Source organism: Candidatus Nitrotoga arctica, from assembly GCF_918378365.1.
GTDB classification, from domain to species: Bacteria; Pseudomonadota; Gammaproteobacteria; order Burkholderiales; family Gallionellaceae; genus Nitrotoga; species Nitrotoga arctica.
On the sequence record NZ_OU912926.1, the window covers coordinates 577,615 to 591,407 of the forward strand.

The 13,793-nt window shown below is 50.9% G+C and carries 17 protein-coding genes; 12 read left to right on the forward strand and 5 right to left on the reverse strand.

What is annotated here, in order from left to right:
- Positions 1 to 6: 6 nt before the first annotated feature.
- Positions 7 to 981: an HpcH/HpaI aldolase/citrate lyase family protein gene (locus MKZ32_RS02740; protein ID WP_239795863.1), complete on the reverse strand. Its 975-nt coding sequence runs from the start codon at positions 979 to 981 to the stop codon at positions 7 to 9.
- Between the two features lie 626 nt (positions 982 to 1,607).
- Here MKZ32_RS02740 and MKZ32_RS02745 point away from each other — a divergent pair.
- The 10 genes from MKZ32_RS02745 to MKZ32_RS02785 all read left to right on the forward strand — a co-directional run bounded on the left by MKZ32_RS02745 (position 1,608) and on the right by MKZ32_RS02785 (position 9,355).
- Positions 1,608 to 1,865: a hypothetical protein gene (locus MKZ32_RS02745; protein WP_239795864.1), complete on the forward strand. Its 258-nt coding sequence runs from the start codon at positions 1,608 to 1,610 to the stop codon at positions 1,863 to 1,865.
- 280 nt (positions 1,866 to 2,145) lie between these two features.
- Positions 2,146 to 3,636: an FAD-linked oxidase C-terminal domain-containing protein gene (locus tag MKZ32_RS02750; RefSeq protein ID WP_239795865.1), complete on the forward strand. Its 1,491-nt coding sequence runs from the start codon at positions 2,146 to 2,148 to the stop codon at positions 3,634 to 3,636.
- Entirely contained in the window at positions 3,636 to 4,700 is a 1,065-nt protein-coding gene (gene glcE, locus MKZ32_RS02755; protein ID WP_239795866.1) for a glycolate oxidase subunit GlcE, read from the forward strand. Before MKZ32_RS02750 ends, glcE begins: the two co-directional genes overlap by 1 nt.
- Positions 4,701 to 4,705: 5 nt before the next feature.
- A complete protein-coding gene (glcF, locus tag MKZ32_RS02760) occupies positions 4,706 to 5,950 on the forward strand; it encodes a glycolate oxidase subunit GlcF (RefSeq protein WP_239795867.1) in 1,245 nt (414 codons plus the stop codon).
- 194 nt (positions 5,951 to 6,144) lie between these two features.
- Positions 6,145 to 7,326 (forward strand): pyridoxal-phosphate-dependent aminotransferase family protein, encoded by a 1,182-nt coding sequence (locus MKZ32_RS02765; protein WP_239795868.1) that lies wholly within the window; start codon positions 6,145 to 6,147, stop codon positions 7,324 to 7,326.
- A 380-nt stretch (positions 7,327 to 7,706) separates the two neighbouring features.
- Complete coding sequence (locus tag MKZ32_RS02770) at positions 7,707 to 7,982, forward strand: type II toxin-antitoxin system RelE/ParE family toxin (RefSeq protein WP_239795869.1); 276 nt, start codon at positions 7,707 to 7,709, stop codon at positions 7,980 to 7,982.
- 8 nt (positions 7,983 to 7,990) lie between these two features.
- Positions 7,991 to 8,296: a HigA family addiction module antitoxin gene (locus tag MKZ32_RS02775; RefSeq protein WP_239795870.1), complete on the forward strand. Its 306-nt coding sequence runs from the start codon at positions 7,991 to 7,993 to the stop codon at positions 8,294 to 8,296.
- A gap of 121 nt (positions 8,297 to 8,417) precedes the next feature.
- The gene (locus MKZ32_RS15365) at positions 8,418 to 8,552 is read left to right on the forward strand and encodes a hypothetical protein (protein ID WP_275584242.1); all 135 of its coding nucleotides are present in this window, start codon (positions 8,418 to 8,420) and stop codon (positions 8,550 to 8,552) included.
- Positions 8,553 to 8,720: 168 nt separating this feature from the next.
- Positions 8,721 to 8,912: a hypothetical protein gene (locus MKZ32_RS02780; RefSeq protein WP_239795871.1), complete on the forward strand. Its 192-nt coding sequence runs from the start codon at positions 8,721 to 8,723 to the stop codon at positions 8,910 to 8,912.
- A 26-nt stretch (positions 8,913 to 8,938) separates the two neighbouring features.
- Entirely contained in the window at positions 8,939 to 9,355 is a 417-nt protein-coding gene (locus MKZ32_RS02785) for a hypothetical protein (RefSeq protein ID WP_239795872.1), read from the forward strand.
- 170 nt (positions 9,356 to 9,525) lie between these two features.
- On the opposite strand, the gene MKZ32_RS02790 is transcribed toward MKZ32_RS02785, so the two are convergent.
- The 3 genes from MKZ32_RS02790 to MKZ32_RS15820 all read right to left on the reverse strand — a co-directional run bounded on the left by MKZ32_RS02790 (position 9,526) and on the right by MKZ32_RS15820 (position 10,683).
- Entirely contained in the window at positions 9,526 to 9,918 is a 393-nt protein-coding gene (locus MKZ32_RS02790; protein ID WP_239795873.1) for a hypothetical protein, read from the reverse strand.
- Positions 9,919 to 9,975: 57 nt separating this feature from the next.
- Positions 9,976 to 10,272 (reverse strand): hypothetical protein, encoded by a 297-nt coding sequence (locus MKZ32_RS02795; RefSeq protein ID WP_239795874.1) that lies wholly within the window; start codon positions 10,270 to 10,272, stop codon positions 9,976 to 9,978.
- Between the two features lie 165 nt (positions 10,273 to 10,437).
- On the reverse strand, positions 10,438 to 10,683 hold the full coding sequence (locus MKZ32_RS15820) for a hypothetical protein (RefSeq protein WP_478210032.1): 246 nt from the start codon (positions 10,681 to 10,683) through the stop codon (positions 10,438 to 10,440).
- An 84-nt stretch (positions 10,684 to 10,767) separates the two neighbouring features.
- Between MKZ32_RS15820 and MKZ32_RS02805 the strand changes: the two genes are divergently transcribed.
- Complete coding sequence (locus tag MKZ32_RS02805; protein ID WP_239795876.1) at positions 10,768 to 11,112, forward strand: hypothetical protein; 345 nt, start codon at positions 10,768 to 10,770, stop codon at positions 11,110 to 11,112.
- A gap of 389 nt (positions 11,113 to 11,501) precedes the next feature.
- The gene (locus MKZ32_RS02810; RefSeq protein ID WP_239795877.1) at positions 11,502 to 12,188 is read left to right on the forward strand and encodes a hypothetical protein; all 687 of its coding nucleotides are present in this window, start codon (positions 11,502 to 11,504) and stop codon (positions 12,186 to 12,188) included.
- 62 nt (positions 12,189 to 12,250) lie between these two features.
- On the opposite strand, the gene MKZ32_RS02815 is transcribed toward MKZ32_RS02810, so the two are convergent.
- The gene (locus tag MKZ32_RS02815; RefSeq protein WP_239795878.1) at positions 12,251 to 13,612 is read right to left on the reverse strand and encodes an IS110 family RNA-guided transposase; all 1,362 of its coding nucleotides are present in this window, start codon (positions 13,610 to 13,612) and stop codon (positions 12,251 to 12,253) included.
- Between the last annotated feature and the right edge of the window lie 181 nt (positions 13,613 to 13,793).

Consider the following 13,793-nt stretch of genomic DNA (forward strand, 5'->3'; position numbering starts at 1 on the left):
AATTACTCACTTAAGTCCAGGCTTGGCCGCCTGTATCTGATCTGCCTTGGCAACTAAAACCTGTGCCTGTCTGATGGATGCCGCATCGATAAGGCGACCATTAAGCGAAACCGCCCCCTTGCCTTCGCGCGCGGCTTGTTCCATGTTTTCCAGAATACTTCTGGCGCGGCTAACTTCTGCCTCGCTGGGTGTGAACACTTCGTTGGCTAACGCAATTTGTGACGGATGAATGGCCCATTTTCCTTCAACTCCCAGTGCGGCTACACCGCCCGCAACTGCCATAAAGCCTTCCGGATCGTTAAAGTCACCAAATGGGCCGTCGATCGGTCTCAGGCCATAAGCGCGACAAGCAACTACCAATCTCGATAGCGCGTAATGCCATTGATCACCCCAATGACGTGTTCGCTTCCCAGCTTCATCGGCGTCGGTAAGCATGGAGTAATTAGGGTTAGCGCCGCCCATATTGGTCGTGCGTGCCTGTGTAGACGCTGCGTAATCGGCCACACCAAATACCATCGCCTCCATACGGGTTGGGCATGCTTGAGCGATTTGTTCGATATTCGCCATGCCGAGTGCTGTCTCAATAAGCACGTGGATATTGACCGGCTTGAATTTCTTTGCCGCCTCGATTTGTTCCATCAGCGTTGCGACAAAATAGACATCGTCTGGCCTGTTAACTTTTGGAATCAGGATGGTATCGAGCTTATCTCCGGCGGCCTCCATCACATCTACGATATCGCGGTAGCACCAATGCGTATCGAGTCCATTGATTCGCACTGAAACAGAACATGCAGACCAATCCATGTCATTTAATGCCGCTATGACATTTTTGCGTGCCTGCTCTTTATCATCCGGCGCAACCGCGTCCTCCAAGTCCAGAAAGACCACATCAGCACCTGCTGTTGGCGCTTTTTCAAGCATACGTAGATTACTGCCCGGAACGGCCAATTCGCTACGATGAAGTCGAGTTTTAACTGCCACTATATTTTCCCCTTGATTTGTATATTTATTTATTGAGGTGATGCAACACCATGTAATCGGTATGGTTTTCCTGGGTGCAAACTATATCACGATGTTAGCTCGTCTTCATATTTGACCATTATGTGCGTCAAGATCTCCTACCATATCGATGCAACCATCTGGCCAGAAGATTGAATATTCAAACCTCGTTAGTTTTCTGGTTCTCGCTTGGGCATTAGTCAGAAGATTAATTATCGGATGCAATGGAAGGATCTATGAAGATAGCGTACATCAAAGGGAAGTGGTCTGCGTCTACCAGATTGCGCTTGGCTCCTTGGACACCAACCAGATCACCTGCACGGATCCATGATTTTTTTCGAACTCATTTTATTCTCACTCATCTTTAGCCTTTGTTCTCCAGGAATTTTTCTTGTAAATAGCAAAAAATGATCAAAAACAAACAATTTTTGTTGCAGATCAGGCACAAATTCTGTGAATTTCTGTTATTTATCGGTATGGTTGACGATCAAACCGTTTCCCGGTACATTCAGATTCGGTGAAAAAGGACGTTTATTTTCCCTATACACTGAACAACAATTATATTCAAATTTGGAATTTATAATACTAACAATCACAAAGGAAAAAATATGTTCAGTAAAATTTTGGTAACAATGGCAATGATCGGTTCAATGTCCTTATTTTCACAAGCAGCTCTTGCCAATATTGGCGATGCTTGCAACAAAGACAACGCTACGACAGTATGTGACGCTAAGCATAATGAAGCATGCCTTTTGGCAGTTACACCATCTAAATGTATCGCGCTTCATTCACTTCCAAAAGGTACGGCGTGTGTGAAACCTGCCGTATGCTCATCAGACAAATGCACAGCTGGAAAATGTGAGTAACTATTGCTGAGATAGTTTCTAGTTGAAGAACCCCGAATTTAATAAATTCGGGGTTCTTTGTTATTTATAACTGTAGCGTTCGTACATGGATGACTATGCATTACGCCAGAATGCTATTTGAAAGGGGTCTCTACGCCATTTAGTGATTAGGCAAACCGGGCATGTCTTAAATGCTATAAGTCCAGATTTTTTGCGGGCTATAAGTAATTTTTTGCCAGTTGCATTTCTTGTCAAACTCTGCTGAAATTCAGCATCCCGTTAATTTTCTATATTAATTTTCATGCTAGCATCAGAAGATGGATTGCCATGCAATCGTGACGTGCATGAAGATCTGCTCCGTAAACTGCGAAAGCTGTTACCGCCAGAAGCCGTACTCACTGATAAAGAAGATCTACGTCCGTTCGAGTGCGACGGGCTATCGGTTTATCGCCGTTTGCCCTTGGTCGTAGTTTTGCCTGAAACGATCGCGCAGGTGCAGGCCATCATGCGTCTATGTCATGTGTTGCAGGTGCCCGTTGTGGCGCGTGGTGCAGGTACTGGTTTGTCCGGCGGGGCTCTGCCTTTGTCGGATGGCGTGCTGCTGAGCCTGGCAAAATTTAAGCGCATACTCCATATCGATCCAGAAAATGCGATGGCCACTTTGCAACCGGGTGTGCGCAACCTGGCAATTTCTGAGGCTGCCGCCGCGTATGGTTTGTATTACGCGCCTGATCCTTCCTCGCAGATTGCTTGCACCATTGGCGGCAATGTCGCGGAAAATTCCGGCGGGGTGCATTGCCTGAAATATGGCCTGACAGTACACAACATTTTGATGCTGAAAGTTGTGACGATGGAGGGAGAGTTGCTGACCATCGGTTCAGAAACACTGGATTCTCCGGGCTATGATCTGCTGGCATTGATGACTGGCTCGGAAGGCATGCTGGCGGTGATCGTTGAGGTTACGGTGAAGCTGCTGGCGAAGCCGGAGCGCGCGCAAGTTTTGCTGGCGGCCTTTGATGATGTCTTCAAAGCCGGGGAAGCAGTCGGCGCGATTATCGCTGCCGGTATTATTCCGGCCGGTCTGGAAATGATGGACAAGGTGGCCATTCAGGCGGCAGAAGATTATGCGCATGCCGGTTATCCTCGTGATGCAGAGGCGATTTTGCTGTGCGAACTGGATGGCACCAATGCGGAAGTATCCGAGCACATCATGGAAGTGCGCGAAATATTGCATCAGAGTGGCGCGACCGAGGTGCGCACTGCCGTTAACGAAGCAGAACGACAACTGTTCTGGAAGGGACGTAAATCAGCCTTTCCTGCAGTTGGGCGCATTTCACCGGATTATTACTGCATGGATGGAACGATTCCGCGGCGCCAATTGCCGCATGTATTGCGCCAGATTAGCTTATGGTCGGAAGAGTACGGCTTGCCGGTGGCGAACGTATTTCATGCCGGAGATGGCAATCTGCATCCACTTATTTTGTTTGATGCGAATAAGGAAGGCGAGTTGGCACGCACCGAGGAATTCGGTCAGCGTATCTTGCAACTGTGCGTTGAAGTGGGCGGATCCATTACCGGTGAACATGGCATCGGCATGGAAAAAATTAATCAGATGTGTATCCAGTTTAAAACAGCCGAACTCAGCCAATTCCATGCGGTTAAAGCTGCTTTCGATCCCGCCGGCTTGCTGAATCCCGGGAAAGCCGTGCCCACCTTGCAGCGCTGCGCAGAATTTGGCGCCATGCACGTCCATCACGGACAACTGCCCCATGCCGAGTTGGAACGCTTCTGATGTTGGAGCGCGATATCAGTGAGACACTGCAACAGCAGGTGCGCAACGCCGTCGGTAGTGGGACCCCACTCAAAATCGAAGGCGGCAATAGCAAAACATTTTTAGGGCGAGAGACGCACGGCGAAATTTTGGATGTCAGCGCCCATCGTGGCATCGTCGAACATGATCCACGCGAGTTGATTTTGACTGCACGTAGCGGCACGCCGCTCAAGGAAGTTGAAGCTGCGTTGGCAGAAGCCGGACAGATGCTCGCATTCGAGCCGCCGCATTTTGGTGACAACGCCACCTTGGGTGGCACTATTGCTTGCGGTCTGTCTGGGCCGCGCCGTCCTTTTTGCGGCTCTGCACGTGATTTTGTCTTGGGCTGTAGGCTGATCAATGGCAAGGGCGAGATATTGCGCTTCGGTGGCCAAGTGATAAAAAACGTGGCGGGTTACGATGTTTCGCGTTTGATGGTTGGCGCATATGGCACGCTGGGCGTGTTGCTTGAAATCAGCTTGAAAGTGCTGCCGCGTCCAGCCGCGAGTTACACTCTGGTACAAGAATGCACTCCAGCTGAAGCCATCAGCAAAATGAGTCGCTTGCTGTCCCAGCCCGTGCCGGTGGATGCGGCCTGTTATCATGCAGGGCATTGTTATTTCCGCGTGTCCGGTAGCGAGCAAGCGGTCAAGCATGCCCATGAGCATTTGGGCGGCGAAGTGATAGAAAAATCAGAACCCTTCTGGCATGCCTTACGCGAACATCATCTGCCATTTCTTGGTTCCGCGAATCTGCTGTATCGCGTGGTAGTGAAGCCCGCCGTGCCTCCTTTAGAAATTCCCGGCGAATGGTTGCTCGATTGGGGTGGTGCGCAGCGGTGGCTAGTGAGTGACGAACCCATTGCGTTGATACGCGAACGCGTCGGTACAGTAGGGGGGCATGTTACCCAGTTTCGGGGTAGCGAACACAATGGCGAAATATTTCAGCCGCTCGCCGCGCCCTTGTTCGTCATTCATCAACGCCTGAAATCCAGTTTTGACACAAACGGAATTTTTAATCGAGGGCGTATTTACGCCAACTTGTAAGCATTATGCAAACCGCCATTTCTCCTGAACTCCTTGTTAATCCCGAGATCGCCGAAGCCAATGCGATCCTGCGTTCTTGCGTGCACTGCGGATTTTGCAACGCTACTTGCCCCACCTATCAATTGCTCGGTAATGAACTGGATGGGCCGCGTGGGCGTATTTATTTGATCAAGGAAATGCTGGAAGGCAATCAATCCAGCGAAAAGACACAATTGCATCTGGATCGCTGCCTGACTTGCCGCGCCTGCGAAACAACCTGTCCATCCGGGGTGCAGTATGGCCGTTTGATTGACATCGGGCGGCAGGTAATTGAAGAACGCGCGCCGCGTCCACTGTGGCAAAAAATTGTGCGACGCAGTCTGTTGGCAGTGCTGCCGTATCCCAAGCGTTTTGCTTTCGTGCTAGGCATTAGCCGCGTAGTGCGCCCATTACTACCACTCTCTTTGCAACGTAAAATCCCAGCCCAACGATCGGCACAGTCAGTTCGTCCGCAAGCCACTCATCCACGCAGCATGCTGATATTGGAAGGCTGTGTGCAATCGTTGAGTGCGCCAAATATCAACACGGCTGCTGCATACGTGCTGGATAAGCTGGGCATTTCTTTAATCAGCGCCTCCAAGGCCGGATGCTGTGGTGCTCTGAACCAACACTTGGCTGATATTGATGGGGCACATGACATGATGCGCCGCAATATTGATGCTTGGTGGCCATATATTGAGCAAGGCGCAGAGGCTATTGTGATGAGCTCCAGTGGCTGTGGCTTAATGGTAAAAGAATACGGCATAACGCTGAAACACGATCCAAACTATGCCGCGAAGGCGGCACGTATCAGCGAACTTACACGCGATTTGAGCGAGATTCTGGGCCGCGAAGATTTGAGTGCATTGGCCGATGTAGGCAAAGGTGTGCGCGTCGCTTATCAATCGTCTTGCACCTTGCAGCACGGGCAAAAACTGCCTGGTGTTGTTGAAACTATCCTGCAAAACTGCGGATACACGCTGACTCCAGTTGCTGACAGCCACCTGTGCTGTGGTGCCGCGGGCACTTATACCCTGATGCAACCCGCGCTATCGCAACAGCTGCTCGAAAATAAACTGAGTGCGCTGCAACGTGGCGCGGCTGAGGTCATCGCCACCGCAAACATCGGCTGCCAGCTGCATTTGGAAAGTGCAGCCCGCTTGCCGGTGAAACACTGGATTGAGCTATTGCAGCCATTTCCCCTACAAGGGGAGACTGAAGAGCACCTCTAAAAATCCAATTTTCGTCACAATACGGCGTTACTCGAAAAAATTATCGCTTACATATCAATAATATATGCCGGGCTTAAATTTTTTTACTCGTGCCTTGTCTTGTTTAGAAATTGAATTTTTAGAGGCGCCCTGAAAGCAGTGAAAAAAGTTAAAATGCCGCAATTAATGAATCGCAACCCGCAAGGAGAAAAAGCATGGCAATAAAATCGTTCCATCCCCCGCAACGCATTTTGATGGGTCCAGGCCCTTCGGATGTCAGCTCACGTGTACTGGAGGCCTTGTCGCGCCCCACCATTGGCCATCTTGATCCAGTGTTCGTAACCATGATGGACGAAATGAAAGAGTTGTTGAAGTACGCTTTCCAGACTAAAAATGAATTGACTATGCCCGTTTCCGCCCCAGGCTCGGCCGGAATGGAAACGTGTTTCGTCAACCTGGTCGAACCCGGTGACAAAGTTATCGTATGTCAGAACGGCGTGTTCGGCGGACGTATGAAGGAAAACGTTGAGCGCTGCGGCGGTATTGCAGTGATGGTGCAGGACGATTGGGGACGCGCAGTTGATCCACAAAAAGTAGAGGATGCACTCAAGGCTAATCCTGATACCAAGATCGTTGCGTTTGTGCACGCAGAAACTTCCACAGGCGCTCAGTCTGATGCTAAAACCTTGTCGGCGCTTGCTCACAAACATGGTTGTCTGGTCATCGTGGACGCAGTCACTTCACTTGCCGGTTCGCCACTCAAGGTCGATGAATGGGAAATAGACGCTATTTATTCCGGCACGCAAAAATGTCTCTCCTGCACCCCTGGACTTTCACCGGTCAGTTTCAGTACGCTCGCGCTGGAGAAAATCAAGAATCGCAAGAGCAAAGTGCAAAGCTGGTTCCTGGATTTGAATCTGGTTATGAGTTATTGGGGCGGTTCAACTAAACGTGCCTACCACCATACCGCGCCGATCAACGCGCTATATGGCTTGCACGAAGCATTGGTGATATTGCAGGAAGAAGGTTTGGAAAATTCATGGGCTCGCCACACGAAAAACCACCTTGCCCTGCGCGCCGGCCTGGAAGCAATGGGATTGAAGTTTGTGGTACCAGAATCTGAACGTCTGCCGCAACTGAATGCCCTTACCATTCCAGATGGTGTGGATGATGGCGCTGTACGTTCCACTCTGCTAAACGATTACCAACTGGAAATTGGTGCGGGCCTGGGCGTAATGGCAGGCAAAGTGTGGCGCATAGGCTTGATGGGTTACGCCAGCAATCAGAGCAATATTTTGGTATGCCTCGGTGCGCTGGATGACGTATTAGGCAGGATGAAGGCACCGGTTCAGCATGGTGTGGCAGTAGCTGCAGCGCAGAAAGTACTAGCGAGCTGATTTGTTTATATGACCCTCAATGGATATTGAGGGTAAAAAATTATGATAATTATGATGTGAGTAAGTAGTCATGAGGTAGTACAGATATTTTTAATCAATATATACAATAATATTTGTTTTCCGGAATCCCCCTTTGTGTTGAAACAAAGGGGGATTTTTCATGGCGCATTCGGATACATCTGAACTAATGATGTAGCGGGTCCAATTCTGGTGAGTTGGCCCACCAAGTTGCTGGTTATGCATGGAATGCATTGACAATTGTATGAATTCTGGCCTTTGCCGGAATATATGACAATTGTGGTAAATGCAACCGTCATGAATTATGTAGATTAATAATATCGTGCTTTGTTTGTGTAAAGTAATACTTTACAGTTTGTGTCATGATTGAATCGTTCATGCACAAGGGACTGGAAGAGCTTTTCGAAAAAGGCAAGAGCGCTAAGGTGCAGCAAGCCTTGGTGGGGCGCGCATTGCGGCGACTGGATGCCATCAACACCGCCAAAACACCGGACGTGTTGAATCTTCCGGGCTTCGACTTCCATCTCTTGCAGGGCACGCCCAAGCGATACAGCGTGCATGTAAATAGGCCGTGGTTTATTACATTCGAATGGGAAGGCGAGAATGCGCTACGGATCAATTTGGAAAACTATCACTAGGAGGCATTATGCGGAAACGTAAACCGACTCACCCCGGCGCGATCTTGCGCGAAGACGTTCTGCCAGACTTGGGAATGTCTGTAAGCGCCTTTGCTCGCAATCTTGGAGTCTCGCGCCAAACCCTGCATGCGATACTGGCAGAGCGTAGCGGCATCTCCCCGGAAATGGCGCTCCGTTTGGGTGCATTGCTAGGTAATGGCGCTCAGTTGTGGGTGGACATGCAATCGAAATACGATCTATGGCAGGCTGAGGATAAACTTCACGACGTGCTGTCGAGTATCCAATGCCTTACCGACAACCAGGCATTGGCTTGATCCTCGATGTTGCCACTTGTGGCAGATCAAGCTGCGGAGCCGCAATCCTGCTGGTGGCGGTGATAGGACAGGACACCATTTCGCGCATTGAACGCCGCAGCGACTTGTTGCTCTTCACTCTATGCCATATATCCAGGCAATAGGCGGCGAGCTTGATCTAGTCGCTCGCTTCCCCCACCGTCCACCCATCTTGCTCGATCACATCGCTCAAGCTTCTACCAAGCCAATCGGCGCATCAAGCAAAGCGATTGCATGATGGCATATCAATCACCGGGAATTAATGGCACTAAAACAAATGCGAGGCTGAAGCTGACCCTTAGTTCTTCCTGTTGATACCGGTGGTTTGCTCAATAAGACAGCATTACAACCCGCCCTTGCTTTTAACGAAAAAGCGCTTAATATTGCCGCCATAAGGAGATTGATTATGCGAACAGTTAAATTTACATTTTGGCAGGACGGCGAGTTCTTTATCGGCTTCCTGAATGAATATCCAGACTACCAAACTCAGGGAATGCACAAGGAAGAGCTTGCCGAAAATCTGAAGGACTTACTGAATGATCTGGAATCGGGGCATGTGCCATATGTTCGCAAGGTCGAAGAGCTGATGGTTGCATAAATGAAAAGGCGTGACTTGGTCAAGGCGTGGAAGAAAGCTGGAAGCCAAGGAGTCGCGAACAGAAATTTATTGCTTCCGTAGGACAGGAACTGGAAGCCGTGGTGGGTAAGAAATTGCAACGCAATGTCACAGTCAGTGGCGTTTCCGGTCATCAGATTGAATTTCCTTTTGCCATTGACGATTCTGCGGCAGGCCGCCAGTTTATCCAGCCCGTGGCATATGGTGATAAGCGGGTTGGCTGGGGTAATGTGTACAAAGCTTCGGGCAAGATGTTCGATCTCAAATCCGCAGGTGCGGAAGACGGTCAGCGGATTGTCATTGTCGAAGATAGCCAAGACGATGAGGAATTGGGTAAAGCAGTAACGCTACTAAGCTACAACTCCAATGTGCTGCTGTTCAGCCACCGTACCCAGTGGCTGCCGCGTTTCCAACTCGCGGCCTGACAACTCGATTCGTTCCAACGAAATGTTGGAATGTTAGAACTGACCCCGCGATGCACTGACTGACCCCGCGATGCACTGAACCCCGCGATGCACAGGTGGCTTTTTTGACCTATCAACGCTGGCGATTTGCTGTGTTTGACACCGCCACAAGCCAGGCGCCTTAGAAGGGTTTACAAAGCGCTGCTGCTTTTGTACATGATGACAATGTCCGAGAAATTTGCTCTCCCGGCAGTGACCTGAACTCGCAGGGTGTTGCCGATTTTTTTGAACACGTTAGCGTCGATGATTTCTTGGCGAACATGCGGGCTCAGAGATGGGAGTTGGGTCGATGCGACGACTGGCGTTGTGATTTGCTGAGCGCTGTCGGGAATATCAAAATTGACGATGGACATCTTGAAGGTGACACCCGGCGAACCCGGATCCACCATGTACGAGAGAACTGACCGAATTCCAACGTTGATGGATGGGTCGAATCCCAACGGGAAATCCTTATCAGGATCCTGAGCAGCATCGATAAGGGTTATACCGTCCGATACCACATCGTAGTTTGCATAGTTTGGCATTTCTTTCCCCTGTTAACGTGTAGATTCCTTCATTCAGACCGCCGACCGGATCAATCGCTATTTCGCTTCCCGAATGCGATCGGACTTGTCCTCCAACCTGTCGGCACGAGATTCGGATGTATCACGTGCGGCTTCGGCCGCGCGGTCGGTAGCACGGCTGTCTATCCCCGGGTCTTGCCTTTCAATCCGGTCGGCTTTGGCCTCCCCGGCATTGCGTACGATATCCGCCTTCTTTTCCGCTAAATCCGCCTTGTTTTCCAGCACTTGTTCGCGGCGTTCTTCTCGCGGCGAATCGCAAGCGGTAAGAGCCAGCGCCAAAGTTGCTACGATGAGCACAGGTTTCAAGTAGTTCATGATTGATTACCTCCAGTCGGTGTTAAGGATCGGGAAAGCGGAGAATTGACATCCCGCTTCCTTCAGGCGAGTGTCTAAATAGACCTCGTTTCGCTTACGCGAGATAGAAGCATAATCAACGCAGCAATCGCATTCTGTGCGTTGCCGCACCGAGTGGACTAAAAATCATGAATGCGTAATCTGTCTATTGCCGGGTGAGCGTCCGGTAAGAGAAGCAAATCGGGTGGGCCGTCTTTGCTTCCAGCGCTTATTCCAAAAGGTTGCACGGGTATCTGAAACGCCAGCTTCGCGAAGGAATCTTCGTGCTATAGGCAAATCTCGAATATGCGGGAACACGCCATCTCCGGTTTTTGAGGGCAGGTTAATCACGTCCATTGCCGCATGGCCTGCCCCGCCAGTTAAGCTGATCATCCAAAACTTTAACACCTCAGGCGATACATCCATAGCCCCCGGCCTATAACCTGATAGATCGTTGATTGCTTCTGCGGTAGCAACATGGTGGAATCGTTTGAGGACTGGCGCTGGAGCAGTTACCCTTTTATCACGGGGCAGGAGGCACCCCCTTCGTGGCTGAATGCGGACTGGTTGCTTGGTCAGTTTGGTTTACAGCGGAGCAAAGCGCTCAGTGGCTATCGCCAGTTCGTGATGACGGACAGGGGTTTACCTAGTCCCATGCTGGAAACTCGCCATCAACTGTTGCTGGGTGACAATGCTTTCGTAGAACGCACTGGCAGACAAAAAATCCAGAAGAGCTACGGGAAGTTTCAAAGGCCCATCGAAGATCGGTCGCTTTGTCGCTGGATGAGTACCGGATGCGTCACCCGGATAGAGATCAGGTGATAGCTCAGGCTTACCTATCCGGGGCTTATACGATGGCAGAGATCGGGGGCCATTTCGGGGTACACTCCCATGACGATAAGTCGCGCAGTGCGGAAGTTTGAAGAAGACCGAAAAGAAATGTTGTAATGTTAGAACTGACCCCGTGCTTCGTGTGAGAACTGACCCCGTGCTTCGTGTGAGAACTGACCCCGTGCTTCGTGTGCTTTTTGGTGTCGATGCAAGCCCCAAATGCTCTCTAGGATCCGTTTTTTTATCCATTGCCTCGCCCTCTCATGACATTGTGTTGACGCCAAACTTCAAAACCTTACAATCCCTATCGATTCTGTTTTCCTATGGTTCAGTCCAACGAGGTTTATCCGCCGCGATAAGGATTAACTGGTTTGGGGAGGGTGGCAGATAAACGCTATACGTTGGGCATCATGGTGACCGAATTGCATAAAGCAGGAATACGCCTCATAGATAACATTTCCGGTGAAGCCTCTGAGCATTTCGCGGAATTTACAGATGGTGAATGGCGTCAACTGAATGACTACTTGAGTCATGTTGCTGATCTGCATTCCACCCAGTTCCTAATAAAAGGGGAAGGAGTTCAATTGAACTTCGCTTGGAACCAAGGAAGTAACCCGCAATGGCGGGCTAAAGCCCCTCCCGTCGACGACGTACTCGCTTTTCTTCATCGATTGCGCCCGCTGATCCTCCAAGAAGAGCCAGCCTGTTTCCAAAAGGTTCGTGCAGTTCTCAAGCGAAGATTGAAAGATGCTCCAATTCATCCATTCATGGGATGGCTCCTTGAAGTTTACGAGGGCAAGGAGATGCAAAAGATGATTTCCATACAGTCAAACAACTGCATAGTGAATTCAGAAAAGATGCTTTTTACATGGCTAAACGCATACGAATACCACCGGGAACGCGAGAAGCAGGAACTCCTCGAAAGCTACAGTAAGATCATGCCGACTGAATGGTCGCGTGGTGTATTTTTGACTTTACTGGTCGAGAAGGGAAAGGCCATCTCGAATCTTGGTGCTCTCGTCGAAGTTGTGCTCGGAAAGAGGAACGCACTATCGTTAAGTGTATGAGCCACCATGCTTTGCAGACTCTTAAGAAACACCTCCCAACCAACTGATTTTAAAAAGTAGAGTTAAGCGGGCTGTTCATTGACGACGAGTTTCATCCCCATTTTTTCAGCGCGCTGGGCTAGTTGCCGCAACACTCTTTCGCGATAGCGTTCTTCGTAGTAGTCCTGCCCTTGGTCGGTATATTCTTCTCCCTTGGTAAGCATGGTGTAAATCAGGCGTGCCAACTTGTGCGCGGCGGCGGTTACGGCTTTAGGTTTGTCCATGCGCCCGCACATCCTGCGGAAATATGCGCCCAGCGCCGACTGGCTGCTGCGCAATGCTGCTGCGGCCAATCTCAAGGCTTGGGCCGCCCGGTTGGCTACGCGCTTGGTCTTGCCGCTCATCACTTTGCCTCCGGTAATCTTGGTGCCGGGGCATAGCCCCAGCCAACTCGCGAAGTGCCCTGCCGTGGGGAAGCGCGACATGTCCGCCCCGGTCTCGGAGATCACCGCAAGCGCGGTGGTGACGTCGATGCCGTCGATGCGCGTAAGATCAACTCCGCACATCCTGAACAATTGCGTGCGCAGATCAAACTTCGGCGCGTTGCGGGCGCGACCACGCTTCTTTCCCTTCGCTGGTTCGCCGTCATGAACTTGCAGGCTTTGCAATTGCCCCTCGATCTCACGGTCGCACTCGGCTAGCTGTGTGCCGATGAAATCGAACATATCCAGCGCTTGCTTGAGCGCAAACAGATGCTCTGCGCGCCAGTTGCCTTGCAGGCTTTTTGCGATTTCGTCAGCGGTAGCGCGAATGCGCACATTCTTCATTGCGGCCAGCACTTGACCGTCGCGCTCGCCAGCGACAATGGCGCGCAGAATCTTTTGCCCCGTCTCGCCGACCACGTCCGAGATGACGTTGGTGAGCTGGATGTTCATCTGCGTGAGCGCCTTTTGCATGCGCTGCACATGCGTGCCCTGGCTTCTCAAAAGCATCCCGCGCTGGCGCCATAGAGAGCGCAATACGCACACGGCTTCGGTAGGACGAAATGCGCCGCGAAGCAAACCGTAGGTCATGAGTTGCTGCAACCATTGGCAGTCCAGCACGTCAGACTTGCGGCCCGAGACATTTTTGACGTGGCGCGCATTGACCAGAAACACTTTGAAGCCGCGCGATTCCAGAAGCTCGAACAAAGGGATCCAGTACACGCCCGTGGATTCCATCGCGACCGTGTCCACCCCGCAAGCGTCGAGCCAGTCGGCCAAGGCGTTGAGGTCAACCGTAAAGCTCGAAAACTCCCGGACAGGCTCGTCGTCCCTGTCCGGCGGCACAGATACGTAATGGGACGAACTACCGATATCGACTCCAGCCGCATGGGGATGGGTGATCGTTAAAGGCTCTCTGGATTTGCCGGGTTTGATACTGATTTTTTGCTTGCGTTGCACCATGATTATCTCCATCATTCGTTTTGGAATGTGGTGCCACATCGGGTACGTCGTCAAGCTCACTCTCTTAAACGGGATATCGGCCAAGCGTCCCAACAACGCCAAGCCAATTCACCAATGTCGATGACGTCACCCATGACCACGCTAACCCTCGGGCAATATGCACCATTGCTATTCCGGTCTT